Consider the following 24,640-nt stretch of genomic DNA (forward strand, 5'->3'; position numbering starts at 1 on the left):
CTCCGCTAGGATGACCGACCTCGTGGCGATGGCCCGGGACCGCAGGCGGCTCCCGGGGAAATCTCGACGACAAGGTACCCAACAACGGGAAAATGGCAGCCGGTAAACCGTGAAAACTATGGCAGTGCGGGACATTTCCCGGACAGGTGATCGGGAAGCGTTCCCCGCGTGGCGCCGGCCCCGCGTGGTGCTGTGGGCCGTCACGGGCATCGTGGGCCTGGGGTTTCTGGCCGCGCTGGAAATCGCCGCCCGCCGTTGCGGCCTGCCGGGGCCGGTCACCAACCAGGTGAAAGAGTTCCTGTTCGCCCCCAAGTCGGGCTTCCTGCTGTACGCCAGTCTGGCCCTGACCCTGGTCGTGCTCACCCGCCGGGAGAGACTCGTCTCGGTCGCCGCGGCCGTCGGCATCGACGCCGTCTTCCTGCTGGTCCGCTGGATCGCCGGCGCGAAACCCGCCTTCGGCAACGGCGCGCTGTGGGTGATCGCGGCCCACGCGGTCATCGCCCTGACGCGGCACACCGGCCGGGACCGCGTCCTGCGGCTCAAAGGTGTCGGGCTGGCCCTGCTGCTGGTGGCCGGCCGCAAGACCGGCGACACCTGGCTGCTCATCACGTCGAAGACCCGGCCCATGGTCCTCGACCGGTACGTGGCGACCGCCGACCACGCACTCGGCAACCCGTCGTGGGTGGTGGGCCGGATCGTCCGGGCCACCGGCCCGGTCGGCACGCACCTGCTCTCCTACGTCTACATCCAGCTCGCGGTGGCCGCCGTGGTCGTCGCGTTCCACCAGTTGCGCAACGTGGCCGCCGAGGGTGCGTTCCCGCGCCACCATCTGGTGCGCACGTTCCTCGTCATCGGGCTCCTCGGGCCCGGCATCTACATGCTGTTCCCGGTGGTCGGGCCGGTCTTCGCGTACGGCGCCGCCGGCGGGCAGTGGGCGACGGCCCACCTCTGGCCGGACATCGTGCCCGCGATCGGCGCCCCGCGGCACATGCCGTTCGACGAGATCACGCCCCGCAACTGCATGCCCAGCCTGCACACCGCATGGGCCACCGCGATCTTCCTCCATTCCCGTCGCGGCCCCCGGGCGCTGCGATTCGCCGGGACCTTCTGGCTGATCGCCACCCTCGGCGCCACCCTCGGGTTCGGCTACCACTACGGCGCGGACATCGTCGCCGGCGTGGTCTTCACCCTCACCGTCGAGGCGGCGCTGCGCTCCCAGGCGCGCGGCTGGGACCGATGGGGAATCCTGACGGTCGGGCACGGCGTGGCGGTGTTCGCCACGCTGCTGCTCGCCTACCGTTTCCTGCCGCTGCGCATGGCCGAACAACCGTGGATCTTCGGGCCGGTCGTCATCCTGCTGATGGTTTCCGTGATCCACCGCTACAGACGGACCACCCGCTCCTGGGCTGCCGGACCCGCGGCGGGCAGCCTGATTCCGGAACCCCGGCCCGACACGCTCCGGTCAGGCGCCGCTGAGCCGGACCGCGGCCCAGACGTGTTTGCCGGGCGCTGACGGATACCAGCCGACCCGCTCGGCGAGCCGCTCCACCATCCGCAGGCCCATCCCGCCGGCCGCCGGGGGCCGCTGCGGGTCGACCGCCGGCACGGCGTCCGCATCATGGTCGGACACCTCGATGATCAGGCGCCCGTCGGAACGGAACAGCACCACGGCGGTCGGCGGGCGGCCGTGCCGCAGCGCGTTGCCGGCCAGTTCGGTGGCGACGATGACCAGCCGGTCGGCGAGGTCGTCGGCGTCCGCGACCGTCGGGAGCCGGCCCGCCGTGACCAGCCGGCGCAGGTCGCCGCGCAGGTCACGCAGCTGCGGCGGGTGGTTCACCGCCCAGCGGGCGATCTCCTCGTCGGCGGCGGGAGGACGCCACATGATCCACCCTGTCATGCCGTTGATGATGCCCGCTCGCGTCAAGGTCATTCCGCCCGGACGGCATGTTCCCGCAACGGCCCGACGGTGAAGCCGCGCGCCCGGCAGTGGGTGAGGATCGCCGGCAGCGCGCCCAGCGTCGACGCGAAACTGTCCGGGGCGGCGCTGTGGTCGCTGTCGTGCAGCAGGATCGTCCCGCCGCCGCCGCCGCCGCCCAGCCCGCGGCGCACCGCGCGGTACACGGATACTCCTCGGTCATCGCGCCGAGCAGGAAGAAGGTGGCCCGCACCCGGTTGGCTTGCAGGATCCGCACCAACCGCGGCGTGGCGACCGGGTGCGGGCCGTCGTTGAAGGTGAGCGCCACGTGGCCGGGGTCGCCGAGACCGGAGCGGGCCGGGAACAGGCGGCGGCGGACCGGGCCGATCGCGGCGACGGCGGGCGCGGCGTGGGCGGCGGCCTCGGCGGTGAGCAAGGCCGCGGCGGCGGTCTTCACGGCGTACACAGGGGCCGTGCTCGATGTCCATGCCGCTGACGGTGACCCGCGGGCGCTGAGGAATCGCTGAACACCGCGGTCTTCAACCCGCTCTCAGGAACAGCCGCTTAGCGTACGACCGATGTCCCGCTCAACCCTCGTCGGCGAGCCGATACCCGGCGCCCCGGACCGTCTCGATGGCGGCCCGGCCGAACGGGTGGTCGATCTTCTTCCGCAGATATCCGATGTACACCTCGACGATGTTCGGGTCGCCGTCGAAGTGGGCGTCCCACACGTTCTCGATGATCGCGGTCTTGGTCATCGCCTGACCGCGGTGCCGCATCAGGAACTCCAGCAGCGCGAACTCCCGCGGGGTGACCGGGATCGGGGTGTCGCCGCGCAGCACCCGCCGCTCCGCCGGATCCAGGGTCAGATCACCGGCGCGCAGCACGGCCGGGCGTTCCGGGGCGCCGCGCCGGACCAGCGCCCGCAGATGCGCGATCAGCACCACGAAGGAGAACGGTTTGACCAGGTAGTCGTCGGCCCCGAGGTCGAGCGCGTCGGCGTGGTCGTACTCTCCGTCCTTGGCGGTCAGCATCAGGATCGGCGTCCACACCCCGGCCGCCCGCAGCCGGCGGCACACCTCGTAGCCGCTGAGCCCGGGCAGCATGATGTCCAGGACGATCACGTCGTACGCCCCGTACGGCTGCTCGGTGGCCGTCCACAAGCCCTCGGTCCCGTCGTGCACCAGGTCGACCGTGAAACCCTCCCGGGTGATCCCGTCGCGGATCGTCTCCGCCATCGTGACCTCGTCCTCCACCACCAGAACCCGCATGCGATCACCGTACGTCGCCGGAAGGGCCGGAATAACGTGACGTTCATGCTGTCCTCGCTACGGCGCCGGCGGGGGCCGTCCTCGCTGCGGCGCCGGTTGATGCCGTCCTGGCTGCGGCGGCGGCTCGGCGTGCGGATGCGCTCCGCGCTGGCCGCCGGGATCGTCGTCGCGTTCGCCTCGGTGCTGGCCGGCGGCATCCTGCTGGTCGTCGCCCGCGGCATCCTGCTCGACAATGTCGACTCGGCGGCCTCCGACCGGACCGCCGAGGTCACCGCGGCCCTGACCCCGCGGGACGCGGCCGCCCTGCAGGTGACGCTGCACTCGTCCCGCGCCGGCCGAGGCCTGGTCCAGGTGCTCACCGCCGGCGGCACGGTCGTCGACGCCTCCGCCGCCATCGCCGAACTGCCGCCCATGTCCGAGCTGCGCCCACCGGCCGGGCAGCACGCGCGGGAAACCACCTACCTGCCGATCGGCGAAGGCGAACCCTGGCTGATCGAGGCCACCGGCGTCGCCACCGCCGACGGGCAGCACACCGTACTGGTCGCCGAGTCGTTGGACGTCGTCTCGGACAGCACCGCCGCGATCGTCACCGCGCTGCTGCTCGGCCTGCCCATGCTGGCCGTCGTGGTCGGCGTCGCCACCTTCCACTTCGTCGGCCGCACCCTGCAACCGGTCGAAGCGATGCGCCGGCAGGCCGCCACGATCACCGCCACCAATCTGCATGCCCGGCTGCCGCTGCCCGCCGCCGACGACGAGATCGCGGCACTGGCCACCACGATGAACACCATGCTGGACCGGATCGAGGCGTCCGCGGCCGCGCAGCGCCGATTCGTCGCCGACGCCAGCCACGAACTGCGCAGCCCGCTCACCACCATCCGCGCCAACGCCGACCTGCTGGCCGCCGACGCCTCCACCGCGCCCCACGTGCAGCGGATCCGGGCCGAGAGCGCCCGCATGTCCCGCCTGGTCGACGACCTGCTGCTGCTGGCCCGGGTCGACGACCAGCGCTCTCCACGCCGCCAGGACGTCGACCTGGACGACCTGATCTTCGCCGAACGCGACCGGGTCGCCGTCGAACACCCCCACCTGCGCATCGAGGGCGCCGTCAGCCCGGTCCGGGTCACCGGCGACCCCGATCAGCTCACCCGGGTCGTCCGCAACCTGGTCGACAACACCGTCCGGCACGCCCGCGAACGCGTCACCATCAGCCTCACCGCGACCGGCGGCCAGGGCGAGATCGTGGTCGGCAACGACGGCCCCCCGATCCCGCCCGCCGACCGCGAGCGCATCTTCCACCGCTTCGTCCGCCTGGACGACAGCCGCTCCCGCGGCGGCGGCGGCTCCGGCCTCGGCCTGGCCATCGCCCGCGACATCATCACCACACACCAGGGCACCCTGACCGTCGACGACCTCCCGGAAGGCGCCGCCATGCGCATCCGCCTCCCCACCGCGTAGCCCTTTCGGACGGCAGCGTGTGGAAAACGCAACGACGACATCGGTGACATCAGCCGCTTCGCCAGCCGTGCGTCCGCCGTCAGTGGCCGAGCCGGGCCAGGGCTTGTGCGGGATATCTGGTGCCGGCCACCGCGTCGGCCGGGACCGCAGAGCGGAGACGATCGAGCTGGGTGGGCGTGAGGTCGACCGTCACCGCCGCAACGTTCTCCTCGAGGTAGCGGACCCGCTTGGTGCCCGGGATCGGGATGACGTTCTCGCCCTGACCGAGCAGCCATGCCAGTGCCGCCTGGGCGGGCGTGCAGCCGATCTCCTGCGCGACCTCAGCCACCGCGGTCACCAGCGTGAGGTTGCGGACCAGGTTGTCGGCGTCGAAGCGCGGCCACCGGAGTCGGGCGTCGGCTTCCGAAAGCTGATCGCGCGAGGTGATCCGTCCGGTCAGCATGCCCCGGCCCAGCGGGCAGTAGGCCACCACGGCGATACCGAGTTCACGGCAGGTGGCGGCCATCTCGCCGGCCACCACGTCCCGGGTGAACAGCGAGTATTCCAGCTGGACGGCGGCGATCGGGTGTACGGCGTGGGCGCGGCGCAGCGTGGTCGGGTTCACCTCGGACAGCCCCAGGTAGCGAACCTTGCCGGCGGCCACCAGGCCGGCCATGGCCCCGACCGTGTCCTCGATGGGAACCTCGGGACTGCGACGGTGCGCGTAGTACAGATCGATGTGCTGCCTGCCCAACCGTCGCAGCGACGCGTCGCACGCCACGGGCACGTACGCGGGGCTGGTGTCCACCTCGGAAACGCGTCCGTCTGCCCCGCGGCGCAGGCCGAACTTGGTCGACACCAGCACCTCGGGCCGCCGCCGGGCCAGCCACCGGCCGAGCAGTTCCTCGTTCACCCCGAGGCCGTAGACGTCGGCGGTGTCGTACAGGGTGACGCCGAGCTCGGCGGCGCGGTCCAGGGTCCGGATCGACTCCGCCTCGTCCGGCGGGCCGTAGGAGATCGACATGCCCATGCACCCGAGCCCGATGGCGGACACGGTGGGGCCTGCGGCACCCACGGTTCGGTACTTCATGGAAGCGTTACCTCCAGGTGGTGGTCTTCGGTGCACCGCCGGCGGTCGCCGGGGGGTCGGTGCGACAGTCGGTGTCGGCGCGGTCCGGTGACGGGCCCGTGCGCCGCCGGTACTCCGCGGCCCGGCGCCGCAACCACGCCAGCTCGTCAGCGTAGTTCTCGCTGTCGTTCAGGGACGTGTCCAGGATCCGGAGAGCTTCCCGGTCGCCGGTCCCCAGGCCGGGATCCGCGCGCAGGGCGAGGAGACCGTCGCGGATCTCCACCACGCGTCGATAGAGCCGGAACTCGACGTCGACCGGATGCAGCCGGTCGCGCAGCGGGGAGGTGGGCGGCAGGAGGGCGACGGCGGGGACGGCCGCACACACGTCCCGCCAGAGCGGATACAGCTGCCATTGATCGCGGTAATGCCGGCACCAGCGCACGGCCGCGGCCAGCCGAGGGCCCCAGGACGGCATGGTCAGGCCGCCGGCGATCCCGGCGATACCCACCGTGTTGGCGATCGGGGTGAGTATCTCCCAGTTCAACGGGTGCCACCCGAGCTGCACCGCCACGATGACGAACGCGCGGTTGAGGCAGTACACGATGCATGCCGAGGCGCCGAGGGCGGTCAGGGCGAGACCCCGGCGAAGCCAGCTCGAGCCGGACGGTGGACCGTACCGCCGGCACAACCGGACGATCTCGGTCATCGCGGTACCGAAAGCGGTCACGTACAGAAGCAGGTAGGCGATGACCGCGGGCTCGCCGGCATTGTCCAGGAGGAAGTGCGCCGACCGCCGCCCGCCGCGTGAGGCGCTCCACCACAGCGCCACCATGACGATCCCGATGACCGCCGCCACCACCACCCGGGCCCGGACCGCACGAGCCACCCGCTCTCGCGGATACACCCAGTGGACCAGGGCGGCGAGGAAGGCGGCGCTGGAGAGCACGCCGCCGCAGAGATGGATGCCGAGCGCGCCCAGGTTCGGTACGCCCGTTGCCGCGTCCACCGTCGCCGACACCGCCGGCGTGGACAGCGTGAACGAGACTCCCTTGCCGGTGAACGCGATCAGCAGGGCGATCAGTGCCGGGTCGCGCGGACGTCGCCTGGCGTCCACTGCCTTGTAGGTCAACGCCAGCAGGCAGATGGCGGCCGACAGGGGAAACAGCACAGCTTTGAGGCTCTGAGCCGTCATCAGTCATCTCCGGTACAGCGACGGGCAGCGGCGCCCCCGGTGGAACGGTCGACGCTGGAAGCATCGACCATTGCCGCTATGATGGCAAACCGTGGGCCGGCGTCTTCCCCCGTGGACGCCGGCCCTCATGCCAGGAACCCTCAGGCCCGGGCGATCGGTCGCCGGAGCATGGGGCCTTGCGGCCCGACAGCGACGCGGCGCGCGCCGAAATCCATGTCCGCGCCGTCAGCCGTCGAGGTCGCCGACGGGACGGCCCAGCGACCGCTGCAGCCGGGCCACCACCTCGGCCGCGCCGCCTGGGGCGGCATCCGGGGCGACCGCGGGCGGCGGCGTGCCGAGGCGTTGCGCCGCTCGCAACAGCAGCGACGCCACCATCTCCGCCTCACGCTCATCGATCGCGCTGTAGCCGGTGCGCTGCAACACCCGCCGCACGAGCGCCGGATCGAGGTCGGGCAGCAGCATCCGCGCGAGGTCGTCCCCGACGCCACGCTCGTGGCCGCAGAGCAGATGTCCGAGCTCATGGCCGATGATGTGATCCTGGTGGGGTCGGCCGGTGTCCGCCTCGTAGAAGATGGCGTCGTAGTCGCGCGCGGAGATCCACACGCCGGACGGCCCGCCGGGCGGCATCGGCATCGCGATCAGATGGATCGGGCGTCCGCGGTGGCCACCGATGCGCTGACAGAGCAGGGCCATGTCGAACGGGTAGGGGATCTCGAGGGCGTCGACGACAGCTTGACAGCGGCGACGCAATTCCCGGTCATCGTCCTGACTGCTGCTCATGGCCCTCCTTCCCGGCGGTCGGCGATCCTACGGACGGGATCAGTCGCGGTGGTGACGTGACCGATCGGTGGCATCGGACTCGACCTCGTGCAGACGGGCCACCATCTGTTCGACCAGGAGCGCGCTCGCCGTGGACAGGCCACTGTCCTGCAGGACGCGGCGCAAGGCCACCTGCCGGACGTCCATCCGACGAAGCTCGTTGAGCAGGCCGATCTGCTCCTGGACCCGTCTGGCCGCCTCGTCGTCCACGAAGTACCCCGGATCGACACCGAACGCCCGGGCGAGCGCCTGCACGTGCGAGGTTCGGGGGTCGGTGGCCACACCGCGCCGAAGCTCCCCGATGTACGCGGCGCTGATGGTGACCGCGCCGGGCATCGTCCCCGCCACTGCGTTGACCCTGTCCGCGATCTCCCGGTTGGTGTATCGCCGGCCCGGCTGGTCATGCTCCCCGAGCTCGGCAGCGGTCGGGCGGATCGTGTCGAACAGGTGGTCGAGGCGCGCCGCGAGGCTGGAAAGGCCGGTGGGCTCGGGCGCGGCACCCATGACTTCGGTCATCATCCCTCCGCCGTCGACGTTGTGCCGAGTGTCCCATATCAGATCGGGTCGAGCCTCGCCGCGGTTCTCCTGTGGACAGTCGTGTTCCTGGGGCGTAACTTAACGCCCGTTGAGCGGATATGCCGCGTCGGTCAACGCACGTTTTGTATTCGAGCAACGGGGGGTGATGTCGACGGGCCCTCGTCCGTCGACATCACTGCTGGTGAGGTGCGGGCCCGGCGCAGGCTCACCTCCGGCACGGCGGTACCGACGGTGGCGCGGGCTCAGCCGCGCGGCGCGTGGACGATCCGGTCGGCGGCGATGGTCAGGATGAGGCGCACCTGGTCGCGGCCTCCGAACCACGGGTACGGCCGGCCCAGATACCGGTGCGCCAGCTCGTCGATGTGCTCGGCGCCGTTTTTCGTGGTCACGTCGATGACGTGTCCCTTCACCGAGTAGTAGTCGGTCACGTCGTCCGGATCCGTCACGATGACCGAGACGCGCGGGTCCCGCTCGATGTTGCGTACCTTCCGGAAGCCCTCCACCGTATTGATCAGGATGTGCTCACCGTCGGTGTCGACCCATGTCTCGGTGAGCTGGGGCGACCCGTCCGGGTCGACGGTGGCGATGAAGCACGGGCTCGGGCGGCGCAGGAGGGCGAGCAGCCCCTCAGGCAGGGTGATCATCGGTCCAACGTACGCCGGACCACGGGTCGGCGACGGCGGCCGCCTGCTGTTCGACGGTCAAGCCGCCGGGCCTCCGGTCGGCACCAGCGGACGCAGGACACCGGCCGCGGGTTCAGTCGCCGTCACTGTCGGCCAGCAGCGCGCGCAGCAGGGCGGCGTCCGCCGGGTCGAGGGTGGCGGCGAACTGCCGCAGCACGGCGTGGCGTCCCGATCCGGGCGGCAGCGCGGCCCGCATCCGCCCGGCCGCCGCTGTCGCGGCGTCCTCCACCGGCCAGTATTCGTGTCCGCGACCGGCCCGCCGGCGCCGCAGCCGCCCTTTGCCGTGCAGCCGGATCAGGATCGTCTGGACGGTGTTGTACGCCAGGTCGTCGCCGACGAGCAGCTGCACCTGGGCGGCGGTCATCGGCGCGTCGGCCGCCCACAGCGTGGCCATCACGGCCGCTTCCAGGGCGCCGGGCCGCCGCCTGTCGTTCGTCACGACGAGAGAATATCGATTCAGGATCCCGATGGGCGGTACGTGCCAGCCGCCCGCCGCGACCGTGATCCCGACCCTCGACACCGGCGCCCCGGGCCGTCCGGTCGCCATCGTCGTCACCGGCCCCGGCGCGGTCCTGACCTGCCGGGCTTCCCATGCCGGGGCGGCCGGGACGCCCGTCATCCCGGGACGCGGGCGATCCGCGGCCGGTGGACCGAAGCCAGCACGGCACCCACCAGTCCCGCGCCGGCGGTGACCGCGACCAGCGCCGGGACCGTGCTGATCGGACCGTGGAACGCGGTCGCCACCAGCATCCCCAGGCTGAAGCCGATCGCCGCGGCGTCCGTCCGGTGCGGCGGGCGCAGGACGAAGACACAGATCCGATTGCCGAGTACGGCCAGGGCGAACCACGCGCTTGCCTCCAGCACGAATGCCCAGCCGATCAGCAGCGGGTCGGTCCATGCCTCGCCGACGGCCAGCGACCCGACCACCCCGGCCGCGGCCAGCACGCTCAGCCCGGCGAACACCGCGGTGGCGTGCCGCCGGATCCATCCGGTCAGCGGCCGCGGGATCGGCGGTCCGGCCAGATCCGACAGCCAGTCCGAGGCCCAGATTCCCGGCGCGCGCCGGGGCAGGCGGCGGCGCAGCAGCAGACCGGTGGCGAGCGCGAGCGCGAGCGTCGCGACGGTGAGGCCGCCGATCAGCGGGCCGGTCCAGCCGCGCCAGGGGTGTGGCCGGAGAGCGACCGCGATCCATTCGATGACCGCGGTGGCGCCGGCCAGCCCGAGCAGGGCGGCGGCCGCCCGCCGCAGCTGCCGTTCGCGGTCGTCGTCGCCCGGCGCCCGATGGTGTTCCCGTCCGCGCCTTCCGCCGCCCGCCGCCTGCCACGCGGCCAGCCGTCCGGCGATCAGCACGGCCAGGACCGGCACGGCGAACACCGTCACCGACAGCACCGTGTTGTACGGGTCGCTCTGCCAGGGGCTGCTCGCCCGTACGTCGCGAATCTGCGTCGACAGCACGCTCAGCGTCTCGCTCCCGGCGGCCGCCCCGAGCGCGGCCACGATCGGCGCCCGCCGCATCAGTCGTTCACGTCCCGCCGCAGGAACAGCGCGAGCGCGATCGCGTCCAGGGCCAGGAACGGCAGCGTCGCGTGCACGGCCGCGCCGGCCCAGGTGCTGCCGGCCGCGACCCCGCCGAGCGTGAAGTCCTGCAGCACGTTGCCGGGCAGCCACCGGTCGACGGTCGCCGAGTGTCCCTGCAGCACCGCCTCGGCCGGCAGGATCCAGCCGATCGCCACGGTCAGCGCCACCGGCACCGACCGGGTCAGCATGCCGGCGGCGTGCCCGAAGACGGCGAGCGCCACGCACGCGAACCCGAGCTGGGCCACCGCGAGTGCCATCGCGGCCGGGGCCGGCACCGGGCCGAGCAGGCCGCTCACGGCTTCCCCGGCGAGGCCGGTGACCAGGGCGGTGACCAGCCCGAAGGTGGCCGACGCGGCGAGTTTGCCGAGGAACGTGCCGGGCCGGGTCCGTGCCGAGATCAGCCACGGGCGGATCGTGCCGGAGCCGAAATCGCCGGCGGCGACCACGGCGGCGCGGCCCAGCACCAGGGTCGCCGTGAAGATGGCGACCTGGCGGAAGCCCCACAGCGGGGTCTGGTGTTGCGGGCCGGCGTTCACCATCGAGAACCAGGTCAGTGCCGTGCACAGCGCCAGGAACGCGGCGCTGGACCGGCTGAGCGCCCGCAGCGTTTCGGCGCGGTAGGAGCTGATCATCGACGTACCTCCGCAATCGTCTGGTGGAAGGCCTCCTCGAGCGTCGGGGCGACATGGCTCAGCTCGACGAGCGTGACGCCGGCCCGCGCGGCGGCCGCGAAGACCCGCGAAGCGGTCCGGTCGGGCCCGGGCCGGCCGGGGGTGATCCACAGGTGGTCGCCACCGGGCTGCGCGGTGAGACCGTCGTCGTGCAGCGCGCGGGTCAGCCGGTCGCGGTCGCTGGCCCGGACCCGCAGCCGGGCCGGACCGACGAAGTCGCCGAACGGCCCGTCGTAGCGGATCCGCCCCCGATGCAGCAGGGTGAGCGCGTCCGCGACCCCGTCGAGTTCGCGCAGCTGGTGGCTGGAGACGACGACCGCGGTGCCCTGCGCGGCCACCGTCCGCACCAGGTGTCGCAGGTGGACGACGGCCTCCGGGTCGAGCGCGTTGGCCGGCTCGTCGAGCAGCAGCGCGGCCGGCGCGCCCAGCAGGGCCACGGCGATCGCCAGCCGCTGCCGATACCCCTGGGACAGCGCCCCGGCCCGCCGGTCGAGCACCTCGGTGACCTGGGCGAGCTCGGCGACCTCGGCCAGCCGGGCGCGGCCGGCCCCGGTGAGGATCCGGTGCATCTCCAGGTTGCGGCGGGCGCTCAGGCCGGCGTGCAGGGCCGGCGCCTCGATCATCGCGGACAGCGGCCGGTGCCGGGTCACCGTGCCCGAGGTGGGCCGGATCAGCCCGGCCAGCATCCGCAGCAGGGTGGACTTGCCGGCCCCGTTCAGCCCGACCAGCGCGGTGACCCGGCCGGCGCGCGGCGCCCAGGTCACCGCGTCGACGGCGGTGGTGCGGCGGAACCGTTTCGTGACGTTCTCGGCACGGAAGGGAATGTCGGTCACGGCGCTATAGTACGCAACGCGTACTACGTGACAAGTAGTAAGATGTGGTTCGTGGAAGCCCGGGACTCACAGATCTTGGTGATGAGCGCGCTGCTCGACGGCCCGCTGCACGGCTATGCGATCAACGTCGCGATCGAGGAGCTGATCGGCGACCGGCTCGGTCCCGGCAGCCTCTACGGCGCGCTGACCAGGCTCGAAGCCAAAGGGTTGATCGAGTCGCTGCCCGGCCGGGGGCGCCGGCAGCCGGTCCGGCTCACCGCGCAGGGCCGCGCGGCGATCGAGCGGGAGCTGCGCGCGATGGCCCGGGTCGCCGACTCCGGCCTGCGCCGGCTCGGCATCCGGCCGGCATGATCGGGGCCCGCGGTCTGGTCCGCTGCTATCCGCGCCCGATGCGCGACCGCTGGGGGAGCGGCCTGGAGGACGAGGTCCGCGCCGGCGGCTGGCGCACCGTGCCGAACCTGCTGGCCGGCGCCGCCGCCATGTGGCTGCACCCGGTGCTGTGGCCGGCCGGTTCCCCGCTGCAGCGCCGCAGCCGGGCCACGGTCACCGTGTTCCTGCTGGCCGGGGTCGCCTGGCTGCTCGGCCACCTCCTCGCCGAGGAGGACTCGCTGCTGCCCAGGTCGCTGGCGCACGCCCGGCCGCTGCTGCTCAGCGACCTGCTGATCAGCGCGGCGCTGCTGCTGGCCGCGCCGTTCCCGCGGCGCACGGCCGCGGCCCTGCGGCAATTGCTGGCGTACGTCGTGCGGCGCCTCGCCGTGCCCACCCTCGCCGGTCTGGCCATCGTCTGCGTGGCCAACACGGCCGGCCTCGCCGTGCCCCCGGCCGTCCGCCACCTGGCGCTCGGCGTCTGGTGGGCCACCCTGCTGGCCGGGGTGGTGCAGACCTGCCGCCTGATCGCCGACCTGGGCGAGGCCACCACCACCGCGCCCCGCCTCAGCTACGGCCTGTGGACCCTCACCGCGGCCCTGGCCGCCGGGTCCGCCACCGTCCTGGCCGCCGCCCCGCACTCGGCGCGCCCGCTCACCACGGCCGTCCTCGGGGTGACGATGCTCCTGCTGACCGTCCCCGCTCTGCTCACCCTGCGCGACCTGTGCGACGTCGCCTGAGCCGCGGCGCCCGCGCCCCCGGGGTTTGATGGGATCTTTCCGTTGGTGATACATCGACCGGCGCGCCTTCGCGGTCTCCCGTCGACGGAACGGTGAGACCGGCGCGGATGAGGGAGTGCCGGCAATGGCGACACGGGTAGGGCGCCCGGGCTTGGCGGCCGGCGGCCTGATGCTGACGACGGCGGCCGCTGCGGTCGTTGTTCTCACGGGCGACCGCGCCGTACGCGTTCGGTCTGCTGGTCGGCTTCTGCGTGGTCCCGTTCGTCCTGCCGATCTTCCTCGCCCTCTGGATACTGGGCGCCGGCCAGCCGGAGACCGACGAGGAGATGTCGGCGGATCCCCTTCTGGTGTGGCGCCGGGACCGCCACTATGCCCGCGTGGTCAGTGTGGTCGTCGGTGCCTACGTGGCGGCCCTCGGTGGGCTGGTCCTGTACGACCACTACTTCACCGGCTCGAGCATGACCGCGCCCGCCGGCGCGGCGCTGCTCGGCACGTCGCTCGCCTTCGGCGGCCTGGCCGGTGGCGCCGCCTGCCTGATCTCCGGGGCGACCTGGCCGACCCGGCTGACGTTCCTGCAGTTGCACCGGTCCGTCGGCACCCCGGTCGCGCTGCTGGCCTTCCTGGAGGATGCGGGTTCCCGCGGGATCCTGCGGGCGGTCGGTCGGGGCTACGAATTCCGGCACGCCCTGCTGCGCGACTACCTCCTCGCGCACGAACCCCACCCGCCGGGGCCGTGAAGCGGGTTCGGCCCCGCGCGGGAGGTGGCGACTACTGCACGCCGAACCAGATCAGGCCGCCCAGGCCGGCGACCACGCAGTAGATGGCGAACGGGTTCAGCGTCCGGGTCTCGAAATACCTGGTCAAGAACCGAAGCGAGACGTACGCCGCGACCCCCGCCACCAGGCTGCCGGCCAGGACCGGCCCGGCGATCCCGTGCCCGGCCGGCCCGGCCAGTTCCGGCAGCTTCAGCACCCCGGCCGCCGCGATCACCGGCGTTGCCAGCAGGAACGCGAAGCGTGCCGCGTCCTCGTGGGACAGCCCGCGCAGCAGGCCGGCCCCGATCGTCACGCCGGACCGGCTGATCCCCGGCAGCAGCGCCAGGATCTGCGCCGCCCCGATCAGGATCGCCTGCTTCCAGCCCAGCCCGGCGAGCCGGTGATCGGACTCGACGTCGCCGCCGTGCGCCGAGACCCCGCCGTGCTGCTGGGCGGTCGACCCCACATAGACCCCGTCGCTGCCGACGGCGAGTGGCACGCGGGGCTCCGGCGTCCGCCGCCGGATCCGCTCCACCCCGGCCAGCAGCAGCCCGTTGACGAGCAGGAAGATCGAGGCCGGCAGCGGCTTGCCCAGCGCGGTCCGCACGGTGTGCTCCAGGACCAGCCCGGCCAGCCCCACCGGAATGGTCGCCGCGATCAGCAGCCAGGCCAGCCGCTGATCCGGGTTCTCGATCCGCCGGTCGCGCACCGAGGTGAACAGCCCGCGCACGATCCGCACCCAGTCGGCCCGGAAGAACCACACCAGCGCCGCGGCCGTCGCCACGTGCACCGCCACCAGGAACGCCAGGTAGGGCGACTGGTCGGCGCCGAGACTCAGGTCCTGCGCCCACCGCCCGCCGATCAGCGCCGGGATCAGCACGCTGTGCCCGAGACTGGAGACCGGGAAGAGCTCGGTGACGCCCTGCAGCAGTCCGATGACCACAGCCTCGGCGTAGGTAAGTGACGCGACAGCCATGACCAGGCATTGTGCCGGATCCATCATGAGAAAACCCTGAAGACCCTTGCCGCGTACGTATACCTAGTCCCGCCGCGAGCCCCCTCTAAACCACGGTGACCAGCGAAGATACGCATCCGCTCCCGATGTGGCAGCCCTCGCGAAATCCGAGGATCGACTCATCACCACCACGAAGGAGCCGGTCATGCTGATCCACCCCGCCATCTCACTCACCCTCGCCGACGACCACCGCCGCACCCTGATCGCCGAAGCCGACCGCGAGCGCCTGGCCACCGCGGCCCGGGTCCGACGCGGCCGGCGCGGCTCCGGCACCCCGCCGTCCCCCCAGGCGACACGCCTGATCCCGGCCCGCTGACGGGGGAGAGGGGGGTGGTGCCGCGTCGCTCGCGGTGCCACCCCCTTCGGCGTGGACCGGTCCCGGTGACGAGGGATCGGCAGCGCGTGATGCCGGCCTCGGTCTTTCTCTGAGCGTCGCGACCGTCACCGCTCTTCACCAGGTGCCGAAGCGGCGCATCATGTTACGCAGGATGGGATGCACGATGTGCCTGCTCTGCGGGTAGACGAATTGAACGGAATCGCGATCGCCGGCCGATTCTGATCCGATCGATTTCAGGCACAGCGCCATCGAAACGTCCTCCGTGAGTACCGATATCACGGTCTCTTCGCGAAGCGGGTCACTCTCTTCGATCCGTTGGACCTGCACATCAGCGACGGAGGGCAACGCTGAGCCGCTGAGCAGACCCAGGTAGGTGAAGTGATCGGCCGCGGCGACGAGTCTCGGAAGCCATCGCGACGGCTGTCCCGGCCCATTGATGGCGCACATCACGATGCTCTGCCGACCGCGATCCCCGATGGATGCCAGGACGTGGTCGATCAGGGCGTCGGCCATGTCCGGCCCGGCCACGCGCACCGGCTGTCGGTGAGCGGCTATGGCGAACGGCGTCTCCCCGTGCACCGGTTCAACGCCTGGCACGAATCGGGACACGGCCGGCGACTGCGCGTACTCGCGGCCCAGCATCATCTCCAACGGCCCGGGCCGACCGAACAACCACCCCTGCCCCCATCGCGCGCCCAGAGCCGCGGCGTTCACCTCGTCGTCCGGTGTCTCGATGCCCTCAGCCAGTACCGTCGCTCCGCTGCGGTCGGCGTATCCCACGACAGCGGCGGCCGTCGCCTGGGTTTTCGGTGAATACGGATCGCGGATCAGATGCATGTCGAGCTTGACGACATCCGGCTCGACGAGCGGCAGAAACGCCAGCGAGGCAGGGTCGGCACCCACGTCGTCCAACGCGACGGCATTACCGAGGGAATGGACGAGGTCGGCGAGGCGCAGGACCGCAGCCGGTCGGCTCGTCAGCGCGCGTTCGGTGAACTCCAGCACGATCCGAAAAGGCAGGCTGCTCCGGACCACAGCGGCGAGGTCCGGAGACATCGGCTGGCTCAATCCGGCGGGCTCGGCATTGACGAACACCAGTGGCGGCACCGGTGGCCCGGCGTCCCGGACCGTCTCCAGCGCGCGGGCGTAGCACAACTGGTCCAACTCGGTCAGCAAACCGGCCTCGATCGCGGCGGCGAACAGCGCGTCGGGAGTCTCCAGGGCAGAGCCCGCCGGACCACGCGCCAACGCCTCGACCCCGACGACCGCGTGCGAGCCGAGATCGACGATCGGCTGGAAGACCGGATAGATGGCGCGCTCCGCCACGATCCGCTCGATCAGCGACCCCGTGCCCAGTCGCCGTGCCGGCATCGCATTCGACCGCTGTACGGCCACGTCGCAGCTCCGTTCGGCGAGGGGTTTCCAGTGTCCCGATCGGCACCCGCGCACAGGACCTGAGGCCGAGACCGCGCGACCGCCCCGCTGCGGGCTGCTCAACCTGGCGCGAGAGCTCGGGCTGGAGCGACTTCCGATCGTGTGCGCCGTGGACACCATCGCCTCGGCGAAGACGATCGAGCGCCACGGCGGCATCCTCGGGACGTCGGCGACAACGGGCACGGTCCGGTGCGGCACTACTGGATCAAGCTGTAGCTCACGTGGGCGTCATCTTCCTGTCAGGGGTGAAGACGAGGTCGTTGAGGGACCGTACGCGGGGGACCCCGGACCCGGCCCGGGTCCCGTCCCGGTCCAGCAGGATCGCGGACAGGCCCGCCGCTCGGGCTCCGAAGACGTCCTTCTCCAGGGAGTCGCCGACCATCACGACGTCGACGGGCTCGACCCCCAAGTGGTTGACCGTATGGCGGAATGCGCCGGGGTCCGGCTTGCCGGCGGGCAGGGTGGAGGAGGCCACCAGCAGGTCGATCTCGGACAGCAGGGAAAGGCGTTCGAGCTTGTGGTGCTGCTGGCTATGTTCACCGTTGGTCAGCACGGCGACCCGCAGGCCGGACTCCCGTGCTCGGCGGAGCGTGGGCACCGCGTCGTCGAAAACGGTCCAGGCGGCTTCGTAGTGCCGCAGGTAGGTGGCGAAGAGCCGATCCGCTGCGGTGTCGGTGAGGGCGGTGCCGAGGAAGTCACGGACCCGTTCTCGCCGCTGCTGCGCGAAGGAGAGCTCCCGTCGCTGGTAGCGGGAGTAGTGCCGGGCCGAGATCCGCGCCCACCGCTGGTCGGCTCCCGGCCCGGTGAGCTCCAGCTCCGCGGCCCAAGCGAGCACGGCATCGCGGGACGCGGTCGTCTCGTCGATCAACGTGTCGTCGAGGTCGAACAGCACGGCAGCCGGCACAGGTGAATCCTGGCACGGTTGGTGCTCGCCGCAAGCGTAGGTGAGAATGCGGTCATGCCGCCTGAGGACATCCGTCCGTTGTTCACCGCGCCGAGTGCGGCCAGGGTTCGTCCCGCGCTGGCTCTCCACCTGACCGGTCATCGGCCGGGCCTCATCCTGGACGCGGACACCATCGGATTGCTCCGCGACGGGCTCGGCTACTTTGACATGGAAATCCGCTGGATGGCGCATCTCGACGACGCGGACACGGTGCGGATGTGGCGGTCGTGGACCGGCTTCCAGGTCTATGAGGCGCAGGTCCGCGTCCGGGGCTCCGGCGAGTCGGCGGTCTTCACCGACCTCAAGGTGGAGCAGCACCCGGACCGGTACAGCGGACGACTCCATGAGGAACCCGCACTCTTCGAGCGCATCCTGATCTCGTCGGTCAACCATCTCCGGCATTTCCGAGCGGGTCACACGCCTTACGGGCCCTCGCCCTCGGCGGGGCCGCTGCCGGATCCGTGGCCCGACGAAACGCTGACGCAGAACGCAGGGATGGCCGACCACCGTGGCTGAGCCTGCCGGTCCGCGGCGGGCGGCCTGACGCAGCGCGGTGCAGGCCGTGGGGGCGGGGCCGGTTTCGCGGTGGGTGCGGACGGCTCGGGCGAGGTCGGCGGCCGGGGCGGTGCGGAGGTGTCCGCGGGCCGGGCCGGGGCGGCCGCGGCGGCCTCGCGCGCGGCGAGGGGCGCTACTTCTTTCGATGTATGCCGTAGTCGGACCGCGTCCATCGACTGTCATCGTCGGGAGGATGTGGGCGGGCCGGTCGATCCCTAGCGTTGTCGGCGTCGGAAGTGGACGCAGATGGGGAGGGATCGTGGGTATTTCGCGGCGAGGGCTGCTCGGGGCGACGCTGGCGGCAGGGATCAGCGTGCCGTTCGGGGGTGTGGCGAACGCGGCGGTGAGTTCCGGGCCGCCGCGGCTGCGGTTGCCGCGGCCGACCGGGCCGCTGCCGGTGGGGACGACGCGGCTGCATCTCGTGGACCGGTCGCGGACCCATCAGGGGCGGCCGCGCGAGCTGATGGCCAACATCTGGTATCCGGCCGAGGGCAGCCGGCCCGGGCCGGTGGAGACGTGGCTGGACGCCGAGCCGATGCGGCTGCTGCTCGCGTCGGCCGATTTCGACCGGGACGCGGTGCTCGCGCCGTTCACGTCGGGACGACTGGGTGCTCCGGTACGGCGTACACCGCAGGGTTTTCCGGTCGTGGTGTATTCGCATGGCGCCCACGATCACCGCTCGGAGACGACGATCATCGCGCAGGAGCTGGTGAGCCACGGTTTCGTGGTGGCGACCGTCGATCACACCTTCGACGCGTACACCGAGTTCCCGGATGGCCGCGTCCTGGAACCGGTGGAGGATCCGCTGATGCTGCCGCTGGACTTCGCCCGGGACGCCGGGTTCGTCATCGATCAGCTCGAGGTGGTCGCGCGCGGCGGGAATCCGGATGTGGACGGCCGCCCGCTGCCGGACGGGCTGGGCCGGGCGATCGACGTGCGGCGGATCGGCATGTACGGGCACTCCAAGGGTGGCACCGCGACCGCGCTGCTGATGGCCGCCGACCGGCGGGTGCGGGCCGGGCTGATCCTGGACGGGCCGATGGAGTCCGATCCGATGCCGTCGACCGATCTGGATCGGCCGGTGCTGCTGATGAGCGCCTTCTTCAACCGGGCGGACCATCCGGCGGTGGCCGCGTTCTGGTCGCATCTGCGCGGGTGGCGGCTCACCATCCGGGCGGACGGGGCGGCGCATCCGTCGTACACCGATTATCAGACCCTGTACGCCCAGGTGGCCCCGATCGTGGGGTTGAGCGACGAGATGCTGCAGGGGGAGATCGGCACCCTGGATCCGGGCCGGGCGGTGCGGATCCAGCAGGCGTATCCGCTGGCCTTCTTCGACCAGCATCTGCGCGGGCGGCACAGCCGGCTGCTGGACGGGCCGAGCCGGGCGTTCCCCGAGGTCAGGTTCCTGCCTTAGGGCCGGGGCATGCCGCGCGGCACCACCTCACTCGGCTGGGGGCCGCAGGGTCTCGGCCTCGGCTACCCGGCCGGGGCCGCGATCCTCACCTCGCTGCTGATCACCGTGGTGCTGGCGGTGCTGGCCGGATTCATGGCCTGGGCGGCGGTCCGCAACCGCCCGCGAGCCGTCGCCGTCTGACGGACTTTAGGCTGGCGGTCATGAAAGTTCTGTCCATCCAGTCGGTGGTCGCGCACGGTCACGTCGGCAACTCCGCGGCCGTGTTCCCGCTGCAGCGCATCGGTGTCGAGGTCGTTCCGATCCCGACCGTCAACTTCTCCAACCACACCGGGTACGGGGCGTGGCGCGGGCCGCTGCTGCCGCCCGCCGACGTCGCCGAGATCATTCTCGGGGTCGCGGAGCGCGGGGTGTTCCCGCAGATCGACGCGGTGCTGTCCGGGTATCAGGGCGGCGCCGGGATCGCCGACGTGATCATCGACGCGGTGCGCCGGGTCAAGGCGGCGAACCCGAACGCGGTGTACGCGTGTGACCCGGTGATGGGCAACGCCAAGTCCGGCTGCTTCGTCGCGCCGGAGATCCCGGTGCTGCTGCGCGACCGGGTGGTGCCGGTCGCCGACATCATCACGCCGAACCAGTTCGAGCTGGGCTTCCTGACCGGCACCGAGCCGGCCGACATCGACTCGACCCTGGCCTCGGCCGACCTGGCCCGGGCCATGGGTCCGTCGACCGTGCTGGTCACCAGCGTGGAGCGGCCGGACCGGGAGCCGGGGACGATCGAGATGCTGGTCGTCGCCGACGCCGGAGCATGGCTGGTGAGCACGCCGCACCTGCCGTTCAAGGCGAACGGCTCCGGGGACGTGACGGCCGCCCTGTTCACCGCGCACTACGTGGCCACGGGCGAGGCGGCGACGGCTCTCGAACGTACCGTGTCCAGCGTCTTCGATCTTTTGAAGACGACGTTCGAGTCGGGGGAGCGCGAACTGCAGCTGATCCAGGCGCAGGAGTTCTATGCCGCGCCGCGCCTGCAGTTCCGCGCTCAGCGGGTGCGCTGAGCCCGGGCGCGGCGCCGGCCGCGCAGCAGTTCGATGCCGATCGGGACGACCGACAGGGCCACGATGCCGACCAGGATGAATTCGATGTTCGACTTCACGAAGGCGATCTGGCCGAGGAAATAGCCGAGAATCGTGACACCGCAGCCCCACGCGGTGCCGCCGATCACGTTGTAGCTCAGGAACGTGCGGTAAGGCATGTGGCTGGCGCCGGCCACGATCGGGGTGAAGGTCCGGACGATCGGCACGAACCGGGCCAGAATGATCGACCGGGCGCCGTACTTGGCGAAGAAGTCCCGCGCCCGGCCGAGATTCTCCTGCTTGAACAGCCGTGAATCGGGCCGGCGGAACAGGGCCGGCCCGAAACGCCGCCCGAACAGATAGCCGAACTGGTCGCCGGCGACCGCCGCGACCGACACCAGCAGGCACATCAGCCACAGCGGCTGGTGCAGATAGGTGCCGCCGGCGATCAGCAGACCCGCGGTGAACAGCAGCGAGTCACCGGGCAGGAAGAAGCCGATCAGCAGTCCTGACTCGGCGAACACGATGGCGAGGATCCCGACCAGTCCGAATGTCGAGATCAGCCATTCCGGCGCGAGAAACGAAGGGCCCAGCGCTGCGGTCATCGGATGTGGTTCCCTCCGTCGAGTTCCGGCCTGACCTACCCCGCCTCGGTCCCGGTAAACCTACGGCATGTAGGAGCCGGAATTCTTAGCCGCCTCTTAGCCGCCCCCGAGCACTTCCCTTACCCTCGCCGCCGATCCTCGAAGACGTCCCGCCGCGACGATCCGCACCGCAGAGGATCAATGACAACCACCGATTCTGTACGCGACCAGCCGCCCCGGACGGCCCCCGCGAACCGCCGTGGCGGCTGGTGGAAACTCCCCGTCCTGGCCCTGGCCGGCTGCCTCGCCGTCCACGAGCTGCAGGGGCACCTGCCCGGGGTGGCCGCCACCTGGACCGCGCTGCGACAGACCAGGGCGGGCTGGCTGACCGCCGCCGTGCTGCTGCAGGTGATCTCCACCGTCGCGTTCGCCGAGGAGGAGCGGCGGCTGCTGGGCGCCTTCGGCGTGCCGATCGCGGCCCGCACCTCGGTGGCGGTCACCCTGGTGCGCTCGGCGATGGCGACCTCGCTGCCCGGTGGGTCCGCGGTCGCCGCGGCCTACGGTTTCCGGCAGTTCCGGGCGCGCGGCGCCAGCCGCCCGATCGCGGCCACGGTCACCGCGCTCTGCGGCGCGGCCTCGGTCACCGGGCTGGCCGTGCTCTACGCCGGTGATGCGCTGGTGCAGGCCGGCGACCCCCGGGTGATCGCGATCATGGTGGCGGCGGTGACCGGGCTGGCGCTCGGCGTGCGCACGCTGCGACGCCACCCGCCGCCGGCCGGCGAGCCGGCCACGGCTCTGGCGCGGGTGCGGCGCGGCGTGCACGAGACGCTGGTGGCGAGCGCCGCTGTCCGCGTACCGCAATGGCTGGCGATCCTGGCCCTCGCGGTGCTGAACTGGCTCGCGGACCTGGTGTGCCTGATCGCGTGCCTGCACGCGCTGAACCTGCGGGTGCCGATCGCGGTGCTCGGGACCGCCTATCTGGGGGCGCAGCTGGCCCGGCAGATCCCGGCGACACCCGGCGGCATCGGGGTGATCGAGGCGGCGCTGATCCTGGCCGTCACCACCGCGGGCGGCGCGGCGGCCGCGCCGGCCACCGCCGCGGTGCTGCTTTACCGCCTGCTCTCCTGCTGGCTGCAGTTGCCGCTGGGCGCGGCCTGCTGGGCGGTCCTGCGCACGCCGCCGTCACCGGCGGTCGAGCCACCGACGCCTGCCGACCTGCACGGGGGAGCGATTCTTCATGCCACCGGGACTGCTCGTCCCGGTGAGCGCCGGTGACGGCGAGGCGGTCGTGGGCTTCGGCGCACTTCACCGCGGGAGCCTGACACCGCTGCTCGCGCAGGGGTGGCGCGGGGCCCGTTGGGACGGGTGCGGCAGGATGACCGTCCATGGCAGTGCTGCGGGTCCGGGGTTTCGGGCTTCCTGACGGGGAGCCGATCGATCTCTATGCCGACGGGGACCGGTGGACCACGGATCCGGTGCGGGGTGCCGAGTCGGTGGCCGAGGGGTGGGTGCTGCCCGGACTGGTCGATGCGCACACCCATCCCGGCGCCGAGGAGCCCGGGCGGCCGCTCGACGACGACATCCTGCGGCGGGATCTGCGGGCCCACCTGGACGCCGGGGTCACGCTGATCCGGGCGCCCGGGCTGGCCGGGGATCCGCCGGACTGGTTCGGGGCGGCGGACGACAGCCCGCGCGCCCAGCATGCCGGACCGTGGATCGCCCAGCAGGGCCAGTTCATGGACGGCTGGGGCCGCCGCCCCGATCATGCCGACCTGCCGGCCGTCGCGGCCGCGCAGGCCGCCCGCACCGGCTGGGCCAAGCTGGTGATCGACTGGAAGCCGGCCGACCCGGTCCTGCCGGTCGGCGTGCTGCGCGAGGCGGTGGCCCGGGTGCACGCGGTGGGTGGGCGGCTCGCGGTGCACACCCAGCAGGCGGCGGGCGGGGTGGTCGCGGTCGAGGCCGGGGTGGATTCGATCGAGCACGGCATGGGCCTCGACCCGGACCTGCTGCCGCTGATGGCCGAGCGGGGCATCGCGCTCACCCCGACGCTGGCCGCGATCACCGGGTCGCTGACCCAGATTCTCGCCGACCCCGAGCGCGCGGCCCGCAGCTGGTACGTGCCGGGGGCCGGCGCCCACGCCGGGCTCACCGCCGCGGCGGTCGAAGCCGGGGTCACCGTGCTGGCCGGCACCGACACGCGACCGCACGGCGGGATCGTCCGGGAGATCCGTGCGCTGGTCGCGGCCGGGGTGTCGCCGCACCGGGCGATCGCCGCCGCCTCCTGGACGGCCCGCTCGTTCCTGGGTCTGCCCGGTCTGGTGGACGGGGCGCCGGCGGATGCCGTGGTGTTCGACGGGGATCCGCGGGCCGATCTGGGCCGGCTCGACAAGCCGCTCGCGGTGATCGTCCGCGGCAAGCGGGTCCCCACGCGACCCTGGGTGCCTGTCCCGTAGCCGGGTCCGGGCCGCGGAGCCGCCACGATCGACGGACAGCCGGCAATCCATAGCGGACAATGGCGGACTACTCTTCGCCTATGACCGATCCCCTCGACGTCGGGCGCCCGCACCCCGCTCGCGTCTACGACTTCCTGCTGGGCGGCAAGGACAACTTCGCGGCCGATCGCGCGGCCGCGGCCGAGGGACTCAAAGTCAACCCCAACGTGGCCACCGCGCCCCTGCAGAACCGGGCGTTCGTGCAACGCACGGTGCGCTTCCTGGCCGGCGAAGCCGGCATCCGGCAGTTCCTCGACATCGGCACCGGACTACCCACCTCGCCCAACGTTCACGAGGTGGCCCAGGCGATCGACCCCACCGCGCGGATCGTCTACGTCGACAACGACCCCCTCGTGCTCACCCACGCCCGAGCCCTGCTGACCAGCGGGCCGCAGGGACACACGGCGTACGTCGACGCCGACTTCGCCGACACGGACCGGATCCTGTCCGCGGCGCGTGACCATCTCGACCTCGGCGAGCCGGTCGCCCTGCTGCTCTACGCCGTCCTGCACTTCTTCGACGACGAGCAGGACCCTTACACGACGGTCGCCCAGCTCATGGACGCGCTGCCCACCGGCAGCCACCTGGTGATCTCCCACATGACCGGCGACCACGATCCCGAAGCCTGGGCCCGGTTCGCCGAGGTGATGCGCCGCCAGGGCGTGCACAGCCGGCAACGTTCACTCGACGAACTGGCCCGCTTCTTCGCCAAGCTCGAGACCGTCCCGCCCGGCGTGGTCCCGATCCTCCGCTGGCGGCCTGACGAGCAGACCACACTCACCGACGCCCAGGTCGCCCTCTACGGCGGTGTCGGCCGGAAACGCTGATCGACCCGACGGCACCTGCTGCCCCGCGTACTTCCTCGGCGGCGGGCGGTTCGCGGCAGACATCCCACGGTCGCCGGACCGGTTGACCGACGAGCCTGGAGTG

General features: G+C 72.0%; 29 protein-coding genes and 1 pseudogene. 13 read left to right on the forward strand and 17 right to left on the reverse strand.

All coding sequences use genetic code 11. From position 1 onward, the window contains the following. The first annotated feature begins 118 nt into the window (after positions 1-118). On the forward strand, positions 119-1,513 hold the full coding sequence (locus ACSP50_RS15870) for a phosphatase PAP2 family protein (RefSeq protein ID WP_014690236.1): 1,395 nt from the start codon (positions 119-121) through the stop codon (positions 1,511-1,513). On the opposite strand, the gene ACSP50_RS15875 is transcribed toward ACSP50_RS15870, so the two are convergent. The 4 genes and pseudogenes from ACSP50_RS15875 to ACSP50_RS15885 all read right to left on the reverse strand — a co-directional run bounded on the left by ACSP50_RS15875 (position 1,463) and on the right by ACSP50_RS15885 (position 3,186). Beyond that, on the reverse strand, positions 1,463-1,897 hold the full coding sequence (locus tag ACSP50_RS15875) for an ATP-binding protein (protein WP_063714060.1): 435 nt from the start codon (positions 1,895-1,897) through the stop codon (positions 1,463-1,465). The genes ACSP50_RS15870 and ACSP50_RS15875 overlap by 51 nt on opposite strands. A 29-nt stretch (positions 1,898-1,926) precedes the next feature. Continuing rightward, positions 1,927-2,121, reverse strand: coding sequence for a hypothetical protein (locus ACSP50_RS43950; RefSeq protein WP_014690238.1), 195 nt, complete (start codon positions 2,119-2,121; stop codon positions 1,927-1,929). Between the two features lie 47 nt (positions 2,122-2,168). Beyond that, positions 2,169-2,381 (reverse strand): annotated as a pseudogene (locus tag ACSP50_RS45040) (polysaccharide deacetylase family protein); the annotation flags it as partial. Between the two features lie 121 nt (positions 2,382-2,502). Then, positions 2,503-3,186 carry a response regulator transcription factor gene (locus ACSP50_RS15885; protein ID WP_014690239.1) on the reverse strand — a complete coding sequence of 228 codons (684 nt, stop codon included), beginning with the start codon at positions 3,184-3,186 and terminating at the stop codon, positions 2,503-2,505. Positions 3,187-3,231: 45 nt separating this feature from the next. On the opposite strand from ACSP50_RS15885, the gene ACSP50_RS15890 reads away from it, so the two are divergent. Continuing rightward, positions 3,232-4,641: a cell wall metabolism sensor histidine kinase WalK gene (locus ACSP50_RS15890; RefSeq protein WP_014690240.1), complete on the forward strand. Its 1,410-nt coding sequence runs from the start codon at positions 3,232-3,234 to the stop codon at positions 4,639-4,641. A gap of 79 nt (positions 4,642-4,720) precedes the next feature. On the opposite strand, the gene ACSP50_RS15895 is transcribed toward ACSP50_RS15890, so the two are convergent. The 9 genes from ACSP50_RS15895 to ACSP50_RS15930 all read right to left on the reverse strand — a co-directional run bounded on the left by ACSP50_RS15895 (position 4,721) and on the right by ACSP50_RS15930 (position 12,002). Beyond that, a complete protein-coding gene (locus ACSP50_RS15895) occupies positions 4,721-5,710 on the reverse strand; it encodes an aldo/keto reductase (RefSeq protein WP_014690241.1) in 990 nt (329 codons plus the stop codon). A 7-nt stretch (positions 5,711-5,717) separates the two neighbouring features. Beyond that, entirely contained in the window at positions 5,718-6,881 is a 1,164-nt protein-coding gene (locus ACSP50_RS15900) for an MAB_1171c family putative transporter (protein ID WP_014690242.1), read from the reverse strand. A 225-nt stretch (positions 6,882-7,106) separates the two neighbouring features. Then, positions 7,107-7,661 carry a hypothetical protein gene (locus ACSP50_RS15905; RefSeq protein ID WP_014690243.1) on the reverse strand — a complete coding sequence of 185 codons (555 nt, stop codon included), beginning with the start codon at positions 7,659-7,661 and terminating at the stop codon, positions 7,107-7,109. Between the two features lie 39 nt (positions 7,662-7,700). Continuing rightward, complete coding sequence (locus ACSP50_RS15910) at positions 7,701-8,219, reverse strand: hypothetical protein (RefSeq protein ID WP_043511506.1); 519 nt, start codon at positions 8,217-8,219, stop codon at positions 7,701-7,703. Positions 8,220-8,479: 260 nt separating this feature from the next. Then, positions 8,480-8,881, reverse strand: coding sequence for a TIGR03618 family F420-dependent PPOX class oxidoreductase (locus ACSP50_RS15915; RefSeq protein ID WP_014690245.1), 402 nt, complete (start codon positions 8,879-8,881; stop codon positions 8,480-8,482). 112 nt (positions 8,882-8,993) lie between these two features. Next, complete coding sequence (locus ACSP50_RS15920) at positions 8,994-9,359, reverse strand: BlaI/MecI/CopY family transcriptional regulator (RefSeq protein WP_231956943.1); 366 nt, start codon at positions 9,357-9,359, stop codon at positions 8,994-8,996. A gap of 176 nt (positions 9,360-9,535) precedes the next feature. Then, positions 9,536-10,435: a hypothetical protein gene (locus ACSP50_RS15925; protein WP_014690247.1), complete on the reverse strand. Its 900-nt coding sequence runs from the start codon at positions 10,433-10,435 to the stop codon at positions 9,536-9,538. Continuing rightward, entirely contained in the window at positions 10,435-11,130 is a 696-nt protein-coding gene (locus ACSP50_RS41885; protein ID WP_014690248.1) for an ABC transporter permease, read from the reverse strand. The genes ACSP50_RS15925 and ACSP50_RS41885 overlap by 1 nt, the downstream gene beginning before the upstream one ends. Next, positions 11,127-12,002: an ABC transporter ATP-binding protein gene (locus ACSP50_RS15930; protein WP_014690249.1), complete on the reverse strand. Its 876-nt coding sequence runs from the start codon at positions 12,000-12,002 to the stop codon at positions 11,127-11,129. Before ACSP50_RS15930 ends, ACSP50_RS41885 begins: the two co-directional genes overlap by 4 nt. Positions 12,003-12,044: 42 nt before the next feature. Between ACSP50_RS15930 and ACSP50_RS15935 the strand changes: the two genes are divergently transcribed. From ACSP50_RS15935 to ACSP50_RS15945, 3 genes are all read left to right on the forward strand, one after another. Further along, a complete protein-coding gene (locus ACSP50_RS15935; RefSeq protein ID WP_014690250.1) occupies positions 12,045-12,353 on the forward strand; it encodes a PadR family transcriptional regulator in 309 nt (102 codons plus the stop codon). After that, positions 12,350-13,108: a hypothetical protein gene (locus tag ACSP50_RS15940; protein WP_014690251.1), complete on the forward strand. Its 759-nt coding sequence runs from the start codon at positions 12,350-12,352 to the stop codon at positions 13,106-13,108. The genes ACSP50_RS15935 and ACSP50_RS15940 overlap by 4 nt, the downstream gene beginning before the upstream one ends. Positions 13,109-13,305: 197 nt before the next feature. After that, positions 13,306-13,845 (forward strand): hypothetical protein, encoded by a 540-nt coding sequence (locus tag ACSP50_RS15945; protein ID WP_014690252.1) that lies wholly within the window; start codon positions 13,306-13,308, stop codon positions 13,843-13,845. 31 nt (positions 13,846-13,876) lie between these two features. On the opposite strand, the gene ACSP50_RS15950 is transcribed toward ACSP50_RS15945, so the two are convergent. Next, positions 13,877-14,839, reverse strand: coding sequence for an undecaprenyl-diphosphate phosphatase (locus ACSP50_RS15950; protein WP_043511513.1), 963 nt, complete (start codon positions 14,837-14,839; stop codon positions 13,877-13,879). A gap of 184 nt (positions 14,840-15,023) precedes the next feature. Here ACSP50_RS15950 and ACSP50_RS15955 point away from each other — a divergent pair, with 184 nt between their 5' ends. Beyond that, positions 15,024-15,194 (forward strand): hypothetical protein, encoded by a 171-nt coding sequence (locus ACSP50_RS15955; protein WP_014690254.1) that lies wholly within the window; start codon positions 15,024-15,026, stop codon positions 15,192-15,194. 135 nt (positions 15,195-15,329) lie between these two features. Here the strand turns inward: ACSP50_RS15955 and ACSP50_RS15960 are convergent, their stop codons facing one another. Together ACSP50_RS15960 and ACSP50_RS15965 are read right to left on the reverse strand one after the other, a co-directional pair. Further along, positions 15,330-16,610: an EAL domain-containing protein gene (locus ACSP50_RS15960; RefSeq protein WP_014690255.1), complete on the reverse strand. Its 1,281-nt coding sequence runs from the start codon at positions 16,608-16,610 to the stop codon at positions 15,330-15,332. 256 nt (positions 16,611-16,866) lie between these two features. Further along, positions 16,867-17,553: an HAD family hydrolase gene (locus ACSP50_RS15965; protein WP_014690256.1), complete on the reverse strand. Its 687-nt coding sequence runs from the start codon at positions 17,551-17,553 to the stop codon at positions 16,867-16,869. 18 nt (positions 17,554-17,571) lie between these two features. Here ACSP50_RS15965 and ACSP50_RS15970 point away from each other — a divergent pair, with 18 nt between their 5' ends. The 4 genes from ACSP50_RS15970 to pdxY all read left to right on the forward strand — a co-directional run bounded on the left by ACSP50_RS15970 (position 17,572) and on the right by pdxY (position 20,616). Continuing rightward, positions 17,572-18,108 (forward strand): hypothetical protein, encoded by a 537-nt coding sequence (locus tag ACSP50_RS15970; RefSeq protein ID WP_155123510.1) that lies wholly within the window; start codon positions 17,572-17,574, stop codon positions 18,106-18,108. Between the two features lie 298 nt (positions 18,109-18,406). Beyond that, entirely contained in the window at positions 18,407-19,564 is a 1,158-nt protein-coding gene (locus ACSP50_RS15975; RefSeq protein ID WP_014690258.1) for a Platelet-activating factor acetylhydrolase, read from the forward strand. 9 nt (positions 19,565-19,573) lie between these two features. Next, positions 19,574-19,744, forward strand: a complete 171-nt coding sequence (locus tag ACSP50_RS41890) for a hypothetical protein (RefSeq protein ID WP_014690259.1) — start codon at positions 19,574-19,576, stop codon at positions 19,742-19,744. Positions 19,745-19,764: 20 nt separating this feature from the next. Further along, positions 19,765-20,616 (forward strand): pyridoxal kinase PdxY, encoded by an 852-nt coding sequence (pdxY, locus tag ACSP50_RS15980; protein ID WP_014690260.1) that lies wholly within the window; start codon positions 19,765-19,767, stop codon positions 20,614-20,616. Here the strand turns inward: pdxY and ACSP50_RS15985 are convergent. Next, positions 20,601-21,239: a DedA family protein gene (locus tag ACSP50_RS15985; RefSeq protein ID WP_014690261.1), complete on the reverse strand. Its 639-nt coding sequence runs from the start codon at positions 21,237-21,239 to the stop codon at positions 20,601-20,603. The two genes, pdxY and ACSP50_RS15985, sit on opposite strands and share 16 nt — an antisense overlap. 180 nt (positions 21,240-21,419) lie before the next feature. On the opposite strand from ACSP50_RS15985, the gene ACSP50_RS15990 reads away from it, so the two are divergent. From ACSP50_RS15990 to ACSP50_RS16000, 3 genes are all read left to right on the forward strand, one after another. Further along, positions 21,420-22,493, forward strand: coding sequence for a TIGR00374 family protein (locus tag ACSP50_RS15990; protein ID WP_014690262.1), 1,074 nt, complete (start codon positions 21,420-21,422; stop codon positions 22,491-22,493). Positions 22,494-22,603: 110 nt separating this feature from the next. Beyond that, positions 22,604-23,671, forward strand: coding sequence for an amidohydrolase family protein (locus tag ACSP50_RS15995; RefSeq protein ID WP_014690263.1), 1,068 nt, complete (start codon positions 22,604-22,606; stop codon positions 23,669-23,671). A gap of 80 nt (positions 23,672-23,751) precedes the next feature. After that, complete coding sequence (locus ACSP50_RS16000) at positions 23,752-24,537, forward strand: SAM-dependent methyltransferase (RefSeq protein ID WP_014690264.1); 786 nt, start codon at positions 23,752-23,754, stop codon at positions 24,535-24,537. The last annotated feature ends 103 nt before the right edge of the window (positions 24,538-24,640 follow it).

Origin of the sequence: Actinoplanes sp. SE50/110 (assembly GCF_900119315.1) — a bacterium.
Taxonomy (GTDB): domain Bacteria; phylum Actinomycetota; class Actinomycetes; order Mycobacteriales; family Micromonosporaceae; genus Actinoplanes.

Coding starts and splice junctions, on each gene's coding strand:
- ACSP50_RS15870 (WP_014690236.1), top strand. CDS start 119: ATGGCAGTGCGGGACATTTCCCGGACAGGTGATCGGGAAGCGTTCCCC.
- ACSP50_RS15875 (WP_063714060.1), bottom strand. CDS start 1,897: ATGACAGGGTGGATCATGTGGCGTCCTCCCGCCGCCGACGAGGAGATC.
- ACSP50_RS15885 (WP_014690239.1), bottom strand. CDS start 3,186: ATGCGGGTTCTGGTGGTGGAGGACGAGGTCACGATGGCGGAGACGATC.
- ACSP50_RS15890 (WP_014690240.1), top strand. CDS start 3,232: ATGCTGTCCTCGCTACGGCGCCGGCGGGGGCCGTCCTCGCTGCGGCGC.
- ACSP50_RS15895 (WP_014690241.1), bottom strand. CDS start 5,710: ATGAAGTACCGAACCGTGGGTGCCGCAGGCCCCACCGTGTCCGCCATC.
- ACSP50_RS15900 (WP_014690242.1), bottom strand. CDS start 6,881: ATGACGGCTCAGAGCCTCAAAGCTGTGCTGTTTCCCCTGTCGGCCGCC.
- ACSP50_RS15905 (WP_014690243.1), bottom strand. CDS start 7,661: ATGAGCAGCAGTCAGGACGATGACCGGGAATTGCGTCGCCGCTGTCAA.
- ACSP50_RS15910 (WP_043511506.1), bottom strand. CDS start 8,219: ATGATGACCGAAGTCATGGGTGCCGCGCCCGAGCCCACCGGCCTTTCC.
- ACSP50_RS15915 (WP_014690245.1), bottom strand. CDS start 8,881: ATGATCACCCTGCCTGAGGGGCTGCTCGCCCTCCTGCGCCGCCCGAGC.
- ACSP50_RS15925 (WP_014690247.1), bottom strand. CDS start 10,435: ATGCGGCGGGCGCCGATCGTGGCCGCGCTCGGGGCGGCCGCCGGGAGC.
- ACSP50_RS41885 (WP_014690248.1), bottom strand. CDS start 11,130: ATGATCAGCTCCTACCGCGCCGAAACGCTGCGGGCGCTCAGCCGGTCC.
- ACSP50_RS15935 (WP_014690250.1), top strand. CDS start 12,045: ATGTGGTTCGTGGAAGCCCGGGACTCACAGATCTTGGTGATGAGCGCG.
- ACSP50_RS15940 (WP_014690251.1), top strand. CDS start 12,350: ATGATCGGGGCCCGCGGTCTGGTCCGCTGCTATCCGCGCCCGATGCGC.
- ACSP50_RS15950 (WP_043511513.1), bottom strand. CDS start 14,839: ATGGCTGTCGCGTCACTTACCTACGCCGAGGCTGTGGTCATCGGACTG.
- ACSP50_RS15955 (WP_014690254.1), top strand. CDS start 15,024: ATGCTGATCCACCCCGCCATCTCACTCACCCTCGCCGACGACCACCGC.
- ACSP50_RS41890 (WP_014690259.1), top strand. CDS start 19,574: ATGCCGCGCGGCACCACCTCACTCGGCTGGGGGCCGCAGGGTCTCGGC.
- pdxY (WP_014690260.1), top strand. CDS start 19,765: ATGAAAGTTCTGTCCATCCAGTCGGTGGTCGCGCACGGTCACGTCGGC.
- ACSP50_RS15985 (WP_014690261.1), bottom strand. CDS start 21,239: ATGACCGCAGCGCTGGGCCCTTCGTTTCTCGCGCCGGAATGGCTGATC.
- ACSP50_RS15990 (WP_014690262.1), top strand. CDS start 21,420: ATGACAACCACCGATTCTGTACGCGACCAGCCGCCCCGGACGGCCCCC.
- ACSP50_RS15995 (WP_014690263.1), top strand. CDS start 22,604: ATGGCAGTGCTGCGGGTCCGGGGTTTCGGGCTTCCTGACGGGGAGCCG.
- ACSP50_RS16000 (WP_014690264.1), top strand. CDS start 23,752: ATGACCGATCCCCTCGACGTCGGGCGCCCGCACCCCGCTCGCGTCTAC.